Source organism: Rhodococcus zopfii NBRC 100606 = JCM 9919, from assembly GCF_001895025.1.
Taxonomy (GTDB): Bacteria; Actinomycetota; Actinomycetes; order Mycobacteriales; family Mycobacteriaceae; genus Rhodococcus; species Rhodococcus zopfii.
Genome location: NZ_BCXI01000010.1, coordinates 155,047 through 173,282, shown reverse-complemented (window position 1 = coordinate 173,282; position 18,236 = coordinate 155,047). Strand labels below are relative to the sequence as shown.

The following is an 18,236-nucleotide window of genomic DNA, read 5'->3' as shown; positions in this document are numbered from 1 at the left end:
GGTGTGAGCGTCGAACTGGTGGACACCGAGACGGTGCACGGCAGGCTGCATGTTCCCGACGGACCGCCGCGCGGCGCGATCGCGGTGACCCACGGTGCCGGTGGCACCAGCGATGCGGCGATCCTCCGGCGCATGTGCGACCGCTTCACCGAGCACGGGTTCCTCGCGTTGCGTTACGACCTTCCGTTCCGGAGGCGCAATCCGAAGGGTCCGCCGCAACCGTCGCGGGCCGCCGAGGACCGCACCGGCGTCGCCGCTGCCGCGGCTCTGCTGAACAACCGCACCGCCGGTCCGCTGCTGCTCGGCGGCGTCTCCTACGGCGGGCGCCAGACGTCGATGCTCGCCGCAGAGCAACCGCGGGTGGCCGACGCGCTGGTGCTGGTGTCGTATCCGCTGCACCCGCCGGGCAAGCCGGAGAGGGCCCGCACCGAGCATCTGCCGGACATCGCGGTGCCCACGGTGTTCGTGCACGGCGTCCGCGACCCGTTCGGAACGGTCGACGAACTGCGTGACGCGGCCGCGCTGATCCCGGCGGCGACCGCGCTCGTCGAGGTGCCGGCCGCCGGCCACGACCTGAGCCGCGCGAAGTCCGATCCGTCGGATGCGGCGGTCGCCGCGGTGCTGAAATTGCTGGAAGGTACACGATGAGCGACGCGACGGACTCCGCGATCGACAGCCTGCTGTCCGAACTGCGCAGCCGGCTGGACGACGCCCAAACCGACCCGGCGACGCTACGGGGCCTGCTCGAGGCGGTGCTGGTGGTGGGTTCGGGACTCGAACTCGATTCGATGCTGCAGCGGATCGTGCAGACCGCGGTGTCGCTGCTCGACGCCCGCTACGGCGCGCTCGGTGTCCGCGCCGCGGACGGCGGCCTGTCCGAATTCGTGTACGAGGGCATCAATCCCGCGCAGCGCGGCCACATGGGTCATCTGCCGGAGGGCCGCGGCATCCTCGGGTTGCTCATCAACGATCCGCGACCGGTGCGGCTGGCGGATCTCTCGACGCACCCCGCATCGATCGGTTTCCCACCGAACCATCCGCCGATGAAGAGCTTCCTCGGTACGCCGATCATGATCCGCGGCAAGGTGTTCGGCAGCATCTACCTCACCGAGAAGCTGGGCGCACCGGCGTTCACCGAGGAGGACGAGGTCATTCTCAAGGTTCTCGCGACCTCCGCGGGCATGGCCGTGGACAACGCCCGGTTGTTCGAGGGGTCGCTCACCCGAGAACGGTGGCTCGCGGCGATGGCCTCGATCAACGCGCGCCTGCTTGTCGGCGGGTCGGTGGACGAGACGCTCGGGTCGCTCACCGGCCAGGTCCGCGATCTCGCGCGCGGCGCCGGCGCTTTCGTCGTCCTCGTCGACGGCTCCCACGGCACTGTGCGCGCCGCGTCGCCCACGGCACCGGCGACCGGTCAGGTCCGGATCGATCTCACCGATTCGCCTGTGCTGGAAGCGCTCCGATCGCGGCGTCCGGTGCTCACCGATTCCCTGGCAGGGTTGCCGTCGGCGGGTGCGGGCAGCGCGGGCAGCGCGGTGGTGCTGCCGTTGTCGGCGACCTCCACCGGCACCGGCGTGCTGATCGTGACGCGTGCGCCCGGCACCGACCCGTGGGACGGCGAGGACGTGGCGCGTCTCGAATCGATGGCGAATCTCGCTGCGGTGGCGCTCGAATTCGCCGAGCAGCAACGTAAACAACGCCTGCTCGACGTCCTCGCCGATCGCGACCGGATCGCACAGGACCTGCACGACAATGTGATTCAGCGTCTGTTCGCGACGGGCATGAGCCTGCAGAGTTCGATGGTGCCCGGCGCCGACCCGCAGCGCGTCGCCGCGGTGGTCCAGCATGCCGTGGAGCAGCTGGACCGGACGGTGCGCGAGATCCGGACCACGATCTTCGATCTGCACACCACGGGGGCCGCGGCGTCGACGAGCCTGCGACGGCGACTGCTCGACGCGGTCGGCGACCTGAGCATCCATTCGACGGTCGCCCCGAACGTGCAGTTCGTCGGGCCGATCGACACGCTCGTCCCCGACCGGATCCACCCGCACGCCGAGGCGGTGCTGCGGGAGGGCCTGAGCAACGCGCTGCGGCATTCGCAGTCCGACAAGATCACCGTCGCGGTGACCGCCGACGACAGCTTCTCCATCGAGATCGTCGACAACGGAACGGGTTTGCCCGCGACCCCGCGTCGCAGCGGTCTGGCGAATCTGGAACGCCGCGCCGAGCAGTGCGCGGGCGTGTGCAGCATCGGGCCCGGCCCGGACGGCGGCACCCGCGTGCTGTGGACGGTGCCGCTCTGAGGCGTTCCCCTCAGGGCCGCAAGGCCGACGGACAGCCGCGCGCTGCCTTCAGCGCGCGGCTGTCGCGTGGCCGAGCAAACAGCCCCTTACGCGGGACCGTGCCCGCGTTCCTTGCGCAGCTCGGTCGCCAGCACCGCGGCCTGTGTGCGCCGCTGCATGCCCAGTTTCGACAGCAGCCGCGAGACGTAGTTCTTGATCGTCTTCTCCGCCAGGAACAGTCGTTCCGCGATCTCCCGGTTGGTCAGGCCCTCACCGATGAGCTCGAAGACGGCGCGTTCCTGCTCGGACAACTCCGCCAGCGGATCGGCGGTACGGGAGGCGCGGATGCGGTCCATGAGCGCGGCGGTGGCGCGGCTGTCGAGCAGCGACCCGCCCTCCCCGACCGTCCGGATCGCCGAGACCAGGTCGGTACCGAGGATCTGCTTGAGCACGAACCCCGACGCGCCCGCCATGATCGCATCGAACAGCGCTTCGTCGTCGGCGTACGAGGTGAGCATCAGGGCCCGTAGTTCCGGCATCCGCGCACGCAGCTCGCGGCACAGCTCCACACCGTTGCCGTCGGGCAACCGCACGTCGAGCACCGCCACCTCCGCCCCGCTGCCAGGGACGCGGGCCAGTGCCTCCCCCACCGAGGCCGCCTCTCCGACGACGGTGAAATCCGGCACGCTGCTCAACAGGTCGACCAGACCACGCCGGACGATTTCGTGATCGTCGACGAGAAACACGCGAGGCATCGGCGCCACCTTTCTTTCACACGGTCGGGGTCCATCGTTCCAGTTCCATAGAACCGTACCGACGTGGGGCCGTTCGACGACTGTTTCGGGACCTTCGCCCGCTGCGCGGAACACCGGTGGCGGGTGATCCTCGTGGAAACATCCCGTGACCTGCGTGAGGTGACCGACGAGACGAGGAGACCGCCATGACCGTCCCGACCGACACCTGGACAACCGGCGACACCGAGATCATCGCCCGCGCTGTCATCGAGGCACCGTCCATCCACGACACCCAGCCCTGGAATCTGCGCCTGCCGGGCCGTTCCGCGGAACTCGACGAACGGCTCGAATTCGCTGAACCGGGTCTCGATCCGCTGCGGCCGGACCGGCTGATCTCGTGCGGTACCGCACTGGCGAACCTCGAACTGGGCATCCGTGTCCTGGGCTGGCGCACCCACACCACGTTGCTGCCGGATCCGGAACGACCCGAGATGATCGCGCGGGTGGACGCGGTGGAGGTGCGGCCCCCGACGGGTTCCGACCTGAGGTTCTATGCGGCGATCTCGCATCGCCGCAGTCACCGTGAATCGTTCGCGCGGATTCCCGTGGCGGCGGCGACCCTCGCAGACGTGATGGCCGCGGTGGACGAGGTGCCCGGCGTGCAGGTGCGGTTGCTGGCGTCCGACGAGGCGCCGGTGCTCGCCGAGACGCTGACGTATTCGGCGGAGGAAGTCCGCCGCAATCCGCACTACCAGCGCGAGATGTTCTCGTGGACGTCGCACTGGCAGCCCGAGGGCACCACCGAGATCGTCACCGATTGGAACACCGGGCTGGATGCGGACGGCCCCGCCGGCAAGGCCCTGGTGACCACCGGCATTCCCAACACCACCGCACTCGCCGAGGCGATCGACCGGGAGTCGGTGCTGGTCTTCTCCACCGCCACCGCCGACCCGATCGATCTGATCCGGGTGGGGATCGCCACCGAACGTGCCTGGCTGGCCGCGGTCGACGCCCGGCTCTCGGCGTCGGTGCTCACTCACCCGCTGCGCGTCGAAGACTCGGCTGCGCGGTTCGCCGACCGGCTTGCGCTGCCGGGGCGGCCCCAACTGATCATGCGCATCGGATACTGACACCTTTAGGAGATTCGCACTGTGACACGAGAACTCACGGATATCGAGCTGCTCCGCGAACTAGAACCGGTCGCCGAGGACAACGTCAACCGGCACCTGTCGATGGCGAAGGACTGGCATCCGCACGACTACGTTCCCTGGGACGACGGCCGCAACTTCGCGGCGCTGGGCGGCGTCGACTGGGACCCGGAGCAGTCCGCGCTCAGCGAGACGGCGAAGGCCGCGATGATCACCAACCTGCTCACCGAGGACAACCTGCCGTCGTACCACCGTGAGATCGCCGAGCATTTCGGTTTCGACGGGGCGTGGGGCACGTGGGTCGGACGGTGGACCGCCGAGGAGAACAAGCATTCCGTCGTCATGCGGGACTATCTGGTGGTCACCCGCGGTGTCGATCCGGTCGCGCTGGAGAACGCGCGGATGGAACACATGACGAACGGGTTCGCGCCCGGCGCCACGTCGATGCTCGATTCGGTGTCGTACGTGACCTTCCAGGAACTGGCGACCCGCGTCTCCCATCGCAACACCGGCAAGGCGTGCGGTGATCCGATCGCGGACCGGATGCTCGCACGCGTGGCCGCGGACGAGAACCTGCACATGATGTTCTACCGCAACATCGTCGAAGGCGCCCTCGACATCGCACCCGATCAGGCACTCCACGCCGTCGTGCGGGTGCTCACCAACTTTCAGATGCCGGGTGCCTCGATGGCGAACTTCCGGCGCAACGCGGTGCTCATCGCCAAGGGCGGAATCTACGATCTGCGTCAGCATCTCGACGAGGTCGTGCAGCCGGTGCTGCGCAAGTGGCGGATCTTCGAACGCACCGACTTCGGTGCGCGCGGTGAGGATCTGCGCGAGCAGCTCGACACGTTCCTGGTCGACCTCGAGGCGCAGGCGGTGCGGTTCGAGGAGTCCCGCGACCGCGCGCTCGCCCGGCAGGCCCGACGCGGGCAGGAGGTCACGGCGTGAGCGCCCCGACCGAGCAGCCGACGGACGAGCTGTTCCGGTCGGTTCTCGAGATGGCACGAACGGCGAAGCAGCAGAACACATCCGGATGGCTGCGCGAGCGATACGCGACCGAGCACGCCGACGATGTCGCCTATCTGACGTCGATGATGCTGGGGGTACTCATCGAGAACGACGCGATCCGCCGCGGCGTGCATCCGGCGGACGTGTGGGCGCAACTGCGCGAGCGGGGGCTCGACGAGTTCGGCTGAGTCGCCCGCGCGGAGCCGGCAATTCCGGTTTTGGGCAAGGGGATTCGATTCGGCCCCGCCGACACCGGCGGGGCCGAACCGTCACCTCGTCACTGCGCGTCGTACGGGCGCACCACCAGCACCGGGCAATCCGCGGTCTGGATCAGCGCGTTGCTGGTCGATCCGAGAAGCAGGCCCTTGAATCCCCCGCGACCACGGGTGCCGACGACGAGAAGCTGTGCGGTTTCGGCGTATTCGCTCAGGACCCGCACCGGCCGGTCCCGCGCGACCACCCGTTCCACCACGACGTCGGGGTAGCGTTCGCGGTACCCGGCGAGGCGTTCGGCGAGTACCACTTCCTCCCCCGTCTGGATGGTGCTCCACTGCGGGTCCTCGGGCACCGCGCCGAGGGACGGCTGCACGCTGACGTCGCTCCACACGTTGACGGCGACGAGGGTCGCCCGGCGTGCCGCGGCCTCCTCGAACGCGGCGGCGACGGCGGCCTCGCAGGACTCGGAACCGTCGATTCCGACGACGACCGGCCCCTCGGCGGGCGGCGCACCGTCGAGGGTGCGCCCACGCACCACTGCGACCGGCGCGTGCGAGTGCGCGGCCACCGCGAGCGTCACCGAACCGATCAGCAGACCCTTCACTTCACCGAGACCACGCGATCCGAGGACGATCTGCGCGGCTTGGGCGGACAGGTCGACGAGCGTCTGCGCGACCTTTCCTTCGGCCTGCGCGGTGGTCACCTTGAGGGGGCCGATCTCCTCCGCGGTCTGCCGCGCCAGGACCGCGGAGTTGTCGAGTCGCGCCCGCGCGGTGTCCTTCATCTCCTGGTGGAAGCTCTGCGCCAGGTAGGGCTCGGAATAGTAGAACGACGGCACGTGCACAACGGTGACGATGTGCAGCGGCAGGGCGCGGGCCGCGGCGGTTCGTGCCGCCCAGATCACGGCGGCGGCTGCCGCATCCGATCCGTCGACGGCCACGACGATCGGTTTGGGATCGCTCATCTGTGTCCCCTTCTCGGTGTTGGCGCGGTGGGTGTCAGTCGCAGATCGCGCGGAGTTGCTCGATCAGTCGGATGCGGCCGGCGCCGTCGGCGGCGAGCGGGCTCACCGACAGGGTGGTGACACCCGATTCGGCGAATGCGGCGACGCGTTCACGGACATATCCTTCCGGGCCGATGAGCGACACGGCGCGCACCAGCTCGTCGGGCACCGCGGCGGCGGCTTCCTGCTTCTTTCCGGCCAGGTAGAGGTCCTGGATGGCTTCGGCTTCCTTCGCGAAGCCGTAGCGGACGGCGAGGTCGTTGTAGAAGTTCTTGCCCTTGGCACCCATGCCGCCGATGTACAGCGCGAGGTGCGGCTTGACCCACTCGAGCATGTGGTCGACGTCGTCGCCGATGGCCAGCGCCGGCGTCGTGTAGATCTGCAGTTCGCCCAGCGAGGGATCGCGCTTGGCCTTGCCCGTGGCGAGGGCGTCGCCCCACACCTCGGCGGCCTTCTCCGGGTAGTAGAAGATCGGCTCCCAGCCCTCGGCGATCTCGGCGGTCATCGCGACGTTCTTCGGGCCGAGCGACGCGATGACGATCGGGATGCGTTCGCGCACCGGCTGATTGATGAGCTTGAGCGGCTTGCCCAGTCCGGTGCCGCGATCGGCGGGCAACGGAATCTGGTAGTACCTGCCCTGGTGCTGGACCTTCTCGCGGCGCCACACCTGCCGGCAGATGTCGACGATCTCGCGGGTGCGGCCGAGCGGGGCGTCATAGGGGACGCCGTGGAAACCCTCGATGACCTGGGGGCCCGAAGCGCCGATACCCATGACGAAGCGGCCGTCGGAGACGAAGTCCAGACCGGCCGCGGTCATCGCGGTCAGGCTGGGGGTTCGGGTGTACAGCTGGAAGATGCCGGATGCCAGTTCGAGCCGGGTGGTCTTCGCGGCGAGGTAACCGAGCTGGCTGACCGCGTCGAACGAATAGGCCTCCGGGACGAAGATGATGTCGAGACCGGCCCGTTCCAGATCGGCGACCTCGGCCGCCGTCTGGGCGAACCCGCCGCTGTAGTTCAAACCCATTCCGATGCGCATGCATCATCCCCAATCCTGCGGCGCCCGGGAGGGCACTCGTCGACACCGTGCACCCGAACCCTACCGCCACGAACTCAGGCCGACTCGGGACGGACCACCATCACCGGGCACTGCGCATCCCGGATCAGACCGTTGCTGGTGGAGCCGAGCAGCAGGCCGGTGAAGCCACCGCGCCCGCGGCTGCCGACGACGACGAGTTGCGCCTTCTCGCTCCATGCCTGCAGGTGCGCGCGCGGCCCGTCGAGGTAGACCTCGCGATGCACGACCACATCGGGGTACCGCTCGCAATATCCGCTCAGGCGTTCGGCGAGCAACACCTGCTCGCTCTCCTCGAAGGCCCGCGGGTCGAGGAACTCGGCGCGGTCGATCCCGGAGAAGGTGCCCACCTTGACGTCGCTCCAGACGTGGACGGCGACGAGCGGGACCTCGCGCAGCGCGGCCTCCTCGAACGCGGCGGCGACGGCACGTTCGCTGACCGCGCTGCCGTCCACACCCACGACGACGGGCGCGGTCGCGTCGGGTGCGTCACCACGCACGACCACGACCGGGCAGCGTCCGTGGCTGGCGACGACGACCGGGGTGGAACCGAGCAGGGCCTGGCCGATCCGTCCGCTTCCGGACGCGCCGAGCACGATCATGCGGGCCCGGCCGGACTGCTCCACGAACCAGTGCGACCCGCCGGCCGGCACGAGGGAGGTCTCGATCGTCAGGTCCGGTGCGACCGCGCGCGCGACGGCGACGGCATCGGACAGCATGACCCGCCCGTCCTCCTCGGCCCATTCGAAGACCTTCGCGGATTCGATGTACGGCGCGCCGGCGTAGCCGGTCGGCGAGAAGTCGATGACGTGGACGATCCGGAGCGGAAGGTCGCGAGCGGCCGCGGTCGTGGCGGCCCACCGCACCGCCGATGTGGAGTCGGGTGATCCGTCCACACCGACGATCATCTGATTGTTGACTTGGGGAGGGTTCACGATCCAGAGGCTAACCCGCCGAATCGACCCCGGGTACGGACTTTGGTCCCCGCGGTATCGGGCTCGGCCTTCTCTGGCGGCGGCACGCGCGGTGCGGCACGATGGAGACCGGCGTCGCCGGGCTGTGCGATCTGGGTCACATTAAATTGTCATTTCCGATGCAAATTATCTAGTGTGTGTTCATGCAACTCACCCAGTTCACCGATCTCGGACTGAGAGTTGTCATGCACCTGGCAGCCACCGCAGCGGACAGCTCACCCAGCACGAAACTCGTTGCCGAGCAACTGAACCTGTCCTATGCACACACCACCAAGGTGGTTGCCCGCCTGAGTGAGCTCGGAGTCGTCACCGCCCGCCGCGGACGCGGCGGGGGCCTGACGATCACCGAACTCGGCCGGACCGCATCCATCGGATGGCTGGCCCGGCAACTCGAAGGCGACGAGGAGGTCGTCGACTGCGAAGGGGGAAAGCCGTGCCCGTTGCGGTCCGGCTGCAGCCTGCGCAAGGTGCTGCGCGACGCCCAGGAGTCGTTCTACGCCGCACTCGACTCCGTCACGATCGCGGATCTCGCTACAGCGCAACGACAACCCGTACTGCTGAACCTGACCCGCCCCGCCGTCTGAAAAAGCACGACAAACCGAACCCTTCCCCCCGAACCCTCTAGAACGGAGCCCGACGATGCCGCTCTCCCCCGAATCCAAGGAAGTCATCCAGGCAACGCTGCCCGCCGTGGGCGCTGCCATCGGTGACATCACACCCTTGTTCTACAAGAAGATGTTCGCCGCGCATCCCGAGCTCGAACGCGACCTGTTCAACCGCGGCAACCAGCAGCAGGGCGAACAGCAGAAGGCGCTGGCCGGCTCCATCGCGGCGTTCGCGACCCTGCAGCTCGATCCCGACCCGGCCCGCGTCGAGGCAATCCTGTCCCGCATCGCCCACAAGCACGCCTCCCTCGGCATCAAGCCCGACGAGTACTGGATCGTGCACAAGCACCTCTTCGAGGCGATCGTCGAAGTCCTCGGTGAAGCAGTCACTCCCGAGGTAGCGGCAGCCTGGGACGAGGTGTACTGGCTGATGGCCAACACCCTGATCAAGCTCGAGGACGACCTCTACAAGTCCGCCGGAGTCGCCCCCGGTGACGTGTGGCGCACCGTGCGCGTCGCCGACCGCATTCACCAGTCCGCGGACACCGTCTCCTTCGTCCTCACCTCGCTCGACGGTGCTCCGCTGCCCGGATTCCGCGCCGGACAGTATCTTTCGGTCGGGGTCAAGCTCGCCGACGGCGCCCGCCAGATCCGCCAGTACAGCCTGTCGAGTGCGCCGTCGCAGGGGGACTGGCGTATCACCGTCAAGCGTGTGCTCGCGCATCCCACCGAGGACGGCACCGTCGCCCCCGCCGGCGAGGTCTCGAACTTCCTGTTCGAGAACGTCTTCGAAGGCGACGAGCTGCAGGTGACCACCCCGTTCGGCGACCTGGTACTCACCGAGAACGACGCCCCGCTGTTCCTCGCGTCGGCAGGCATCGGCTGCACCCCGATGATCGGCATGCTCTCGCATCTCGCGGAAACCGGTGATTCCCGCCGGATCTCGGTGCTCCACGCGGACCGTTCCGCCGCAAACCACGCACACCGCCACGAGCTGGCGACGCTCGTCGAACGCATCCCCGGCGCCGAGGTGCACCGCTGGTACGAGGATCTCGGTGCCCGCCAGCCGCTCGCGACGGTCCGCCTGGGCCGTGCCGAGCTGAGCGACCTCCCGCTCGAGCCCGATACCCAGGCGTACCTGTGCGGTCCGCTGCCGTTCATGCTGTCGATGCGCGAGGCCCTGATCGAGCGCAACGTCCCGGCCGAGAACATCCACTACGAGGTCTTCGGTCCGGACAGCTGGTCGCCCGCTTCCTGACGGTCCCCCCGTGACGGCCGTACCCCTGGGCCTCGCGCCCGGGGGTACGGCCGTTCCCTCCGTTACGCTCCCAGCATGGACCGCCTGCCGAACGTGCTGGGCTTGCTCGTCGTTCTCCTCGTCGGGATCGGGGCGGTGGTGGTCCCCGATCCGGCCACGCCGGTCGGCACGGATGCTCCCGCCGCCGAATTCAGCGCAGCACGCGCGGCCGCACACATCGACGTCGTCGCCGCGACACCGCGACCGCTCGCCTCACCCGGCCACACCGCGGCACGCGAATACCTGGTCCGCACCCTCGACGACCTCGGCTGGGACACCACCGTGCAGGAGGGCATCGGCTGGTACTCGCCGACGGATTCGGACACCCGGCGCGGCGCCCGGCTCCGCAACATCGTCGCGACGCTGCCCGGCACGGATCCCACCGGGACCGTCGTCCTGGCCGCGCACTACGACACCGTGACCGCGTCACCCGGCGCTTCCGACGACGGCATCGGGGTCGGCACCGCCCTCGAGGCGGCCCGCGCACTGACCGACGGCGACCGGCCCCGCAACAACGTCGTGGTGCTGCTCACCGACGGTGAGGAACGTGGCCTGCTCGGCGCCCAACTGTTCACCGCGGAGCCGCCACCGTTTCCGGGCCCGATGGTGGTGCTCAACCACGAGGCACGCGGCAACGCCGGGACACCCCTGACATTCCGGATCTCCTCCCCCAACGCAGACCTGATCCGCATCCTGTCGCAGGCACCCGGCGCACTCGCCGACTCGTTCACGCAGACCGCGTTCGAAGCACTGCCGAACGACACCGACTTCCGTCGATTCGACGAGGCCGGCCTCCACGGCTACGACACCGCGATCGCCGGTGGCAGCGCCTACTACCACACGCCCCTCGACACACCCGATCGGCTGAGCCGATCGTCGCTGCAGCAGATGGGCGATGTCGCCCTCGCGACCGCACGAACCCTCACCGCGACGGACCTGACCGCGCTCGACGCGGGAACCGACATCGTCGGCACCACACCGTGGGGTCTGCTGCGTTACCCGCGGTGGGTGGAAGTGGCCCTGACCCTCGCGCTGGCCGTCGCGGTCGCGGCGCTCGCCGTGGTCCGGATCCGACGCCGCGACGCGTCCGCCGGGCGGATCGCCGGTGCGGCCGCGGTGGCGCTGGTCGCCGCGGTGGCCGCGGGAGCCGCTGCCTTCCTGCCCTGGTGGCTGTCACAGCGGGCCGTCCCCGGTCTGGGTTCCGTACCGATCGGCGAACCGTATCGGCCCGGCTTCTATCAGCTCGCCGCGGTCGTCGCCGCGATCGGGGTGCTCACCGCCGTGTACGTGGCGGTGCGTCGACGACTCGGCGCTCCGGCATTCGCGGTCGGTGCACTGGTGGTCGTCACCGTCGTCGCCCTGGCCGGACTGCCGTTTCTGGGGATCGCGACGCCGCTTGTGCTGCCGGCGCTGCCCGCCGTGCTCGGAGTGCTCGTCGCCGAGGCGCTTCCCCAGCGGTGGTCACGGTGGCGGGTCGTCGCGGTGGTCGCGGGACTCCTGCCGGCCGCCCTCGTCACCGTCCCGGCGGTACTCGCCTCGTTCGACGCCGGCCTGACGTTCGGGGCACCGCTCGCCGGTGCGTTCGTCGCGGTGCTGTTCGCGGTGCTGCTGCCGCTGACCGCGCCGCTGCTGCCCGGCGAGGGCGCGGTCCCGATCGCGGTGACCACCGTGTTCGCAGTGGTCGCGTGCACGCTGCTCGGTGGCTACACCAACCGCGACGGCGCGACCGCACCGCGGCAGGAAGAGGTGTTCTACTCGCTCGACGCCGACCGCGGCCAGGCCGTGTGGGCTTCCCCGGATCGGCCGCGCTCCGACTGGAGCTCCGCCCTGCTCACCGAGTCCCCCGCACCGTTGCCCACGCAATTCCCTTGGCGTCCGGACACTTCGCTCGCGCACGGTCCCGCACCGGTCGCACCACTCGCGCCCCCGCGGGTCGAGGTACTCGACGACACGCCGATCGACGGCGGACGCGTGCTGCAGGTGCGCCTTTCCTCTCCACGCGGCGCACCCACCCTGGGTTTGTGGGTCGACGGAGCGACCGTGCGCGAGGCGACCGTCGACGGCGCACCCGTCGACCCGGGCGCGAACTTCGGGTTCCTGTTCACCACCGAGAACCCGGACGGCATCGAGGTCCGCCTGGATCTCGACGCCTCAGGCCCCGCCGAGGAAGTCGAGGTGCGCGTCGCCGATGTGACCGGTGATCTCACCGTCGTCCCCGGCTACTCGCCGCCGCCCGGCAAAGTGGTCGTCGGCCCGACCGTCGTCGTGGTGCGCACCGTGGGGCGCTGACGCGCTACGAGAGGATTTCGAACAGCGCCCGGTGCTCGGTGGTCAGCCGGAATCTGCGTCCGTCTGTCTTGTCGTGCACCTCGATTTCACAACGACCGATCTTGGTGTTGCGGCAGTGCTTGGTTCCGCCCGGCGGGTTGTAGTACGTGAGGTCGACGAACGCATCGTCCGGTGCGGACACCGTGCCGGTGATGCGGGCCTGGTCGTTCGCGGCGTCGAACCGCCATTCGCCCGACGAATACGTGCCGCGATTGCGCAGCGCGCGGACCAACGAAGACATGTCGTATTCGCGGCCGTGTGCGCGCAGGACCAGCATGGTCGCCGGGGGTGTGCGCAGCGGTCCGATCTTCACCTGCGCGGTGGCGATCTCGAGGAAGGCATCCGGATCGTCGTCGAAGCCGGCGACCTGGGCGAACGCGTACTTGTCGGTGTGCGCCGAGCCCCAATTGTGGTTCTGGCTGCCGACCCAGCCGTTCACCGGGATCGCCCGGTCGCCCACATCGAGGAAACCGTTGAACACCGCGAGCGGATGCGCGACGAGGCTCTTGGCCTTCGGAAACTTCCACGAGTAGGCGCGTCGGGACTGCAGGAAGATCGGATCCTGCGAGGACGTGTACGAAAGATCCCAGTCGAATCGCACGTTCCCGGACGTTCCGCCGCCGACGAGCCTTCCGGGCGTGAGCACCGCATCACCGATCCGGACATCGAACGACGTGGTGGAGAACGAGCACCGATCGATCGGTATCTCCTCCTTCATCACGGCGTGGTCGCCCGATTCACCGTCGAAGAACACGAACCACAATTCACCGATTGCGTCTTCGGGTCTGCCCCCGGGAACAAATACGGTGTAGCGGATCCAGAAGGCGAGCGGTCGGGTCGGGTGATTCGCACGCTGGTAGAAGCTTTCGTAGTGGCCGCCGGGTTTCCGGCCGTCGTACTGCGCATGGTTGAGCACGTCCGGGTCGCGCAGGCTGCTCTCGATCTTCATTGCCTGCCTCCTGTCTCGCAGTGAACAGCTGCCGTTCCAGGCGGAGCGCAGCCTACGCCGGCCTCATCATCAGGGTCCTCACATGCTGTATCCGCCGCAAGACCACACTCAGTACAGCAACCACAGAACGAACGCGACCATGAGCAGAATCAGCAGTGCTCCGACCTCGGCTCCGACGCCGCTCGGCCCCGCTACTCCCCCGGCATTCGCACTCCACGGCTGCAACGGCCCGCCATCGCCTCCCGATGCCTCGATCCGCACATCTTCGGCGGCGCGGGTCGGAGTCGGGCCGCCGCGCGGCGAGTTGTGGTCGAGCAGACGCCGCCTGTCCGGTGCCGCGAAATCCCTCGCCGGCACCGACGAAGCCGAGTCTGCGTCACGGGAATTGGAAACGGTGATCCTGCACATGTTCTCGGGCCTGCGCCGGCACCCGTGAGTCCTTTCGGGCGGTCAAGAGGCTCCCCAGGACGATCCGGCGACGGAGCCGGACTAGGCGCTCCATTCGTGCACGGGCCGGCCCTCGGCCATGTTGTGCACGTAGTCACGCATCATCTCGGTGAGCGCGGTTCGCCGATCCGCGCCGGCCGCCTCCCGCCGGGCAACCTGCTCGCGCTGCCACGCCGCACCCGTCCGGCGGTTCAGGCAGCGCTGTTCGATGATGCCGAGGTAACGGTCCCTGGCCCGGGACGACAGCCCGTATGCCTCGAGTCCCTCGTGCGCCAGCGGCAGCAGCCGACGCAGCACCAGCTCGTCCGCCCCGATCCAGCCCAGCCCCGGCCAGTACAGCCGCGCATCCAATCCGTACTTCGCTCCGATGCTCAGATTCTCTTGTGCCGCATCGAAACTCATCCGGTGCCACAGGGGCTGTTCGGCGTCGACGAGTCCCCGCAGCGCACCGTAATAGAACGCGGCGTTCGCCATCATGTCGAGCAGGGTCGGCCCCGCAGGCAACACGCGGTTCTCGACGCGCAGGTGGGGGTGACCGTCGGCGATGTCGTAGACCGGGCGGTTCCACCGGTAGATGGTGCCGTTGTGCATCTGCAGCTCACGCAGTTCCGGTACCCGGCCCGCATCCAGGTCCGCTTCCGGGTCGGCGTCGGATACCTCCGGCAACAACGCCGGAAAGTATCGCGAATTCTCCTGGAACAGATCGATCACCGAGTCGATCCACCGCTCCCCGAACCACACCCGGGGACGTACTCCCTGGTTCTTGAGTTCGAGCGTGCGAGTGTCGGTGGCCTGCGCGAACAACGGAATCCGGCTCTCGTGCCACAGCGACTTCCCTGCCAGGAACGGTGAATTCGCCGCCAGCGCGACCTGCACGCCGGCGAGACACTGTGCGGCGTTCCAGTGCGCGGCGAACTCCTTCGGCGCCACCCGCAGATGGAGCTGCAGCGATGTACACGCCGCCTCCGGCACCACCGAATTGGTATCCGCCCGTAGTTGTTCGACGATGTCGGTGCCCGGCATCGGCACCCCGTCGAGGTCGAGTTCGATGTCCTCGCCGCGTGCCGCGAAGATCTGCTCGTTGAGTGCCTCGTACCGGGGATTGGCCGTGATCCATTCCCGGCCCAGATGGTCGAGTTCGAGCGTCGGCAGCATCCCGACCATGACGAGCTGGGCGTTCTGCCGGTGCATGCGCTCGTCGGCGCGCCGCAGCGACTGCCGGAGTTTCTCTTCGAGTTCGATGGTGGCGTCGCCGGTCAACGGGCCCGGTGCGACATTCATCTCGACATTGAACTGCCCGAGCTCGGTCTGGAACACCGACGAGTCGTCGATGGCCTGCAGGACCTCGAGATTCGACATCGCCGGCGCCATGTCGTCGCGCACGAGATTGAACTCGATCTCCATGCCGAGCTGCGGCTCCGGCGGCTCCTGCACGTCGATGAACGCGTCGTCGCGCAGCATGCGGTCGAGCACGGACACGCAGGCCTGCACCTTGCGGCGGAACTGGCGGCGATCGTCGCGGGTGAAGGACCGTACGTTGAGCTCGGCACCCATGACGCCCCCGTTCGATCTCGGTAGCCGACGAACGTACAGCCTATCCCCGGATCGGGTCAGACGGCGCGGTAGCTGCTCCAGTCGGTGACGACACCGCGGTTGTTCAGCCAGGCGTTCGGATCGGTCTTGGTGCCGTTCTGATCCCACACCTCGAAGTGCAGGTGTGGGCCGGTGGACCAGCCGCGGTTGCCGACGGTGGCGATCTGGTCGCCCGCGCTCACCCGCTGGCCCGCGGCGACCTGGTAGGACTCGACGTGGCCGTAGACGGCGGTGCTGCCGTCGTCGTTGAGCACACGCACCCACTGGCCGTAACCGGAGGCCGGACCGGCGTCGAGGACGGTGCCGTCGGCAGCGGACTTGATCGGGGTGCCGATCGGTGCGGCGATGTCGATGCCGCCGTGGTGCGCGCCCCATCGGGGACCGAATTCGGAGGTGAGCGTGCCCGACACCGGCTGCACCGTCGACGGCGCGATCGGGTTCAGGTCGTTCAGCCACTGGCCGGCGCTGCCGAACCGATCGACGAGGTCGGCGAGCGGGGCGGGAAGCTCGGGGCCGTGCGCATGGTCGTGCGCGGCTTCCTGGCCGTGGTCGTCGACGGGGGCGGTGATGCCCGGGACCACGGGGATCTCGAAGCCGGCGGGAAGCAGGCCCTCGGGAACCTCGAACGGCAGCGCACCGGCCTGGGACGGAGCCGGGGCGGCCGCGGCCGTGCCGGCGGCGAGCTGAGCGCCGACGGCGAAGAAGGCGCCCGTCGCAGCGGCAACCGTTGCGGCCTTCACCGGAACCGACGGCCCGGTGGGCTCGACACGGTGTCGGCCTCGCTCCGCGGCCGTGCCGGAGAGGTCGAACTCGAATGCCGCAGCCTCGTCGCGCCCACGCTGGTGCCGTCCCACAGTTGCTACCCCGTCTTCGTCCGTTTCCCGTCCGGATGCCCCGGCCGTTCCTGGCGATTCAAGGTAACAAAACGATATCGCCGACCGCTACCGTTACGTTTCCTTTATCTCGAGGAGCGGGAATCGTACCGACCCGCCGGTTTCGTAGGCCGGTCCTCACACGCGATGCAGGTGCGCGGATCGACCGCGTCACAGCATTCGCTCCGCAGACCGCTACACTCACACCCGCGCCCCCGCAACGCCCTCGTAGCTCAGGGGATAGAGCACGGCTCTCCTAAAGCCGGTGTCGCAGGTTCGAATCCTGCCGAGGGCACTCCCGGCACCACCGTCGCGACTGCACTACCGTCGCGACTGCACTACCGTCGCGTCGTGTTCGACGCCCACCTGCACATCATCGATCCGCGTTTTCCGCTGATCGAGAACGACGGATACCTGCCGCCCGCGTTCACCGCCCACGACTACCTCAGGCGGGTCGCTGCCCTCGGCGTGACCGGCGGCGCCGTGGTGTCGGGATCGTTCCAGGGTTTCGACCAGAGCTACCTGCTCGACGCGCTGCGGGTGCTCGGTCCGGGGTTCGTCGGGGTGACCCAGCTTCCGGCGTCGGTCGCCGACGACGAGATCGTCCGGCTCGATGCGGCCGGGGTCCGCGCGGTCCGGTTCAACGTCCGGCGGGGCGGCTCGGCATCGATCACCGAACTCGACTCCCTCGCGCGCCGCGTCCACGACGTCGCCGGGTGGCATGCCGAACTGTATGTCGACGCCCGGGACCTGCCGGATCTCGCCGCCACGATCGAACACCTGCCCGCGGTGAGCATCGATCACCTTGGATTGTCCTCGGAGGGACTCCCCCATCTGCTGAAACTCGTCGACCGAGGGATCCGGGTCAAGGCCACCGGGTTCGGGCGCGTCGACTTCGACGTCCCGTCCGCGTTGCGTGCCGTCGCCGCCGCGAATCCGTCGGCACTGATGTTCGGAACGGACCTGCCGTCGACGCGGGCGCCGCGCCCGTTCGACGACGAGGACGTCGCGCTGGTCGTCGACGCGCTCGGGCCGGAACTCGGCGCGGCAGCCCTGTCCGGCAACGCGACAGCGTTCTACCGGATCACTCGACGGCGCCAAGATCACAAAAACAACCCCGGCGTCGAAACCGGTCGATAGACTCGATCGAGTCAAACGGTGCGCGGGACGCGCCGCGAGCGCTTCGGGGAGCGCAGTGGTGGACGCCCGGACGTGACATCAACTTTCGAGGAAGCAGCAGCATGAGCGCCCTGCGAATCACCCGTCGAATCCTTGCCACTGCGGCGCCGGTTGCGGCTGCCGTGCTCTTCACCGGCGTCGCGGCCGCAGCCCCACCTCAGGGTCTGGGGACCGCCGTCACGATCGGCTGCCTCAATCAGGGCAGCCTCGCGTCGGTCTCGGCCATCACCGCGCAGCCCGGCCCCGAAGCTTCACCGGCCATCGGCGCCGGGGAAGTGTTGTTCTCGAGCGCACCCGCGCTGGGACCGATGCCCGCGGCAGGTCAGGTCACGGTGGCCTGGCTGAACCGCGACACCGGTCAGGCCGGGCTCACCGACCTGACCGGCACCTACCCCAACCTGTCGGGTGTCGCGAAGACCGGGTCGGGCAACGTGCTGACCACCGTGTTCGGCTCGGTGAGCCTGGCCAGTGGACCGGTCTGCAACTCGACACCGGCAACCGGGATGATCGTCGTCCCCTGAGATCG

Annotated in this window: 18 protein-coding genes and 1 tRNA gene; 11 read left to right on the top strand and 8 right to left on the bottom strand. The window is 68.8% G+C overall.

Annotated features, from left to right (window positions below):
- The first annotated feature begins 3 nt into the window (after positions 1-3).
- Positions 4-648 carry an alpha/beta hydrolase family protein gene (locus RZ1_RS07220; RefSeq protein WP_174565172.1) on the top strand — a complete coding sequence of 215 codons (645 nt, stop codon included), beginning with the start codon at positions 4-6 and terminating at the stop codon, positions 646-648.
- Positions 645-2,303, top strand: coding sequence for a sensor histidine kinase (locus tag RZ1_RS07215; RefSeq protein ID WP_072810489.1), 1,659 nt, complete (start codon positions 645-647; stop codon positions 2,301-2,303). The genes RZ1_RS07220 and RZ1_RS07215 overlap by 4 nt, the downstream gene beginning before the upstream one ends.
- A gap of 86 nt (positions 2,304-2,389) precedes the next feature.
- Here the strand turns inward: RZ1_RS07215 and RZ1_RS07210 are convergent, their stop codons facing one another.
- Positions 2,390-3,037: a response regulator transcription factor gene (locus RZ1_RS07210; protein ID WP_068161518.1), complete on the bottom strand. Its 648-nt coding sequence runs from the start codon at positions 3,035-3,037 to the stop codon at positions 2,390-2,392.
- Positions 3,038-3,222: 185 nt separating this feature from the next.
- Here RZ1_RS07210 and RZ1_RS07205 point away from each other — a divergent pair, with 185 nt between their 5' ends.
- Genes RZ1_RS07205 through RZ1_RS07195 form a run of 3 tightly spaced genes read left to right on the top strand, consistent with a single transcriptional unit; the run spans position 3,223 to position 5,363 of the window.
- Positions 3,223-4,146 carry a nitroreductase family protein gene (locus RZ1_RS07205; protein WP_072810487.1) on the top strand — a complete coding sequence of 308 codons (924 nt, stop codon included), beginning with the start codon at positions 3,223-3,225 and terminating at the stop codon, positions 4,144-4,146.
- A gap of 21 nt (positions 4,147-4,167) precedes the next feature.
- Positions 4,168-5,115, top strand: a complete 948-nt coding sequence (locus tag RZ1_RS07200) for an acyl-ACP desaturase (RefSeq protein WP_072810486.1) — start codon at positions 4,168-4,170, stop codon at positions 5,113-5,115.
- Positions 5,112-5,363 carry a hypothetical protein gene (locus tag RZ1_RS07195; RefSeq protein ID WP_371304424.1) on the top strand — a complete coding sequence of 84 codons (252 nt, stop codon included), beginning with the start codon at positions 5,112-5,114 and terminating at the stop codon, positions 5,361-5,363. Before RZ1_RS07200 ends, RZ1_RS07195 begins: the two co-directional genes overlap by 4 nt.
- Before the next feature lie 89 nt (positions 5,364-5,452).
- Here RZ1_RS07195 and RZ1_RS07190 read toward each other — a convergent pair whose 3' ends face one another.
- From RZ1_RS07190 to RZ1_RS07180, 3 genes are all read right to left on the bottom strand, one after another.
- Entirely contained in the window at positions 5,453-6,355 is a 903-nt protein-coding gene (locus tag RZ1_RS07190) for a universal stress protein (protein ID WP_072810484.1), read from the bottom strand.
- Positions 6,356-6,389: 34 nt separating this feature from the next.
- Positions 6,390-7,430 (bottom strand): LLM class F420-dependent oxidoreductase, encoded by a 1,041-nt coding sequence (locus tag RZ1_RS07185; protein ID WP_072810482.1) that lies wholly within the window; start codon positions 7,428-7,430, stop codon positions 6,390-6,392.
- Positions 7,431-7,504: 74 nt separating this feature from the next.
- The gene (locus RZ1_RS07180) at positions 7,505-8,374 is read right to left on the bottom strand and encodes a universal stress protein (protein WP_072810480.1); all 870 of its coding nucleotides are present in this window, start codon (positions 8,372-8,374) and stop codon (positions 7,505-7,507) included.
- Between the two features lie 209 nt (positions 8,375-8,583).
- Between RZ1_RS07180 and RZ1_RS07175 the strand changes: the two genes are divergently transcribed.
- The 3 genes from RZ1_RS07175 (at position 8,584) to RZ1_RS07165 (ending at position 12,631) form a co-directional block, all read left to right on the top strand.
- Positions 8,584-9,024 (top strand): RrF2 family transcriptional regulator, encoded by a 441-nt coding sequence (locus RZ1_RS07175; RefSeq protein ID WP_072810664.1) that lies wholly within the window; start codon positions 8,584-8,586, stop codon positions 9,022-9,024.
- A 55-nt stretch (positions 9,025-9,079) separates the two neighbouring features.
- Positions 9,080-10,303: a globin domain-containing protein gene (locus tag RZ1_RS07170; RefSeq protein WP_072810478.1), complete on the top strand. Its 1,224-nt coding sequence runs from the start codon at positions 9,080-9,082 to the stop codon at positions 10,301-10,303.
- A gap of 75 nt (positions 10,304-10,378) precedes the next feature.
- The gene (locus RZ1_RS07165; protein WP_072810476.1) at positions 10,379-12,631 is read left to right on the top strand and encodes a M28 family peptidase; all 2,253 of its coding nucleotides are present in this window, start codon (positions 10,379-10,381) and stop codon (positions 12,629-12,631) included.
- 4 nt (positions 12,632-12,635) lie between these two features.
- Here the strand turns inward: RZ1_RS07165 and RZ1_RS07160 are convergent, their stop codons facing one another.
- From RZ1_RS07160 to RZ1_RS07145, 4 genes are all read right to left on the bottom strand, one after another.
- A complete protein-coding gene (locus tag RZ1_RS07160; RefSeq protein WP_083583562.1) occupies positions 12,636-13,619 on the bottom strand; it encodes a tocopherol cyclase family protein in 984 nt (327 codons plus the stop codon).
- A gap of 108 nt (positions 13,620-13,727) precedes the next feature.
- Positions 13,728-13,976, bottom strand: a complete 249-nt coding sequence (locus tag RZ1_RS07155) for a hypothetical protein (RefSeq protein ID WP_139281787.1) — start codon at positions 13,974-13,976, stop codon at positions 13,728-13,730.
- A 132-nt stretch (positions 13,977-14,108) separates the two neighbouring features.
- A complete protein-coding gene (locus tag RZ1_RS07150) occupies positions 14,109-15,620 on the bottom strand; it encodes a glutamate-cysteine ligase family protein (RefSeq protein ID WP_072810473.1) in 1,512 nt (503 codons plus the stop codon).
- 56 nt (positions 15,621-15,676) lie between these two features.
- Positions 15,677-16,513, bottom strand: coding sequence for a M23 family metallopeptidase (locus RZ1_RS07145; protein ID WP_072810471.1), 837 nt, complete (start codon positions 16,511-16,513; stop codon positions 15,677-15,679).
- A gap of 240 nt (positions 16,514-16,753) precedes the next feature.
- On the opposite strand from RZ1_RS07145, the gene RZ1_RS07140 reads away from it, so the two are divergent.
- The 3 genes from RZ1_RS07140 to RZ1_RS07130 all read left to right on the top strand — a co-directional run bounded on the left by RZ1_RS07140 (position 16,754) and on the right by RZ1_RS07130 (position 18,231).
- A tRNA-Arg gene (locus RZ1_RS07140) sits at positions 16,754-16,826 on the top strand.
- A 56-nt stretch (positions 16,827-16,882) separates the two neighbouring features.
- On the top strand, positions 16,883-17,671 hold the full coding sequence (locus RZ1_RS07135) for an amidohydrolase family protein (protein ID WP_072810469.1): 789 nt from the start codon (positions 16,883-16,885) through the stop codon (positions 17,669-17,671).
- A gap of 101 nt (positions 17,672-17,772) precedes the next feature.
- Complete coding sequence (locus RZ1_RS07130) at positions 17,773-18,231, top strand: hypothetical protein (RefSeq protein ID WP_072810467.1); 459 nt, start codon at positions 17,773-17,775, stop codon at positions 18,229-18,231.
- The last annotated feature ends 5 nt before the right edge of the window (positions 18,232-18,236 follow it).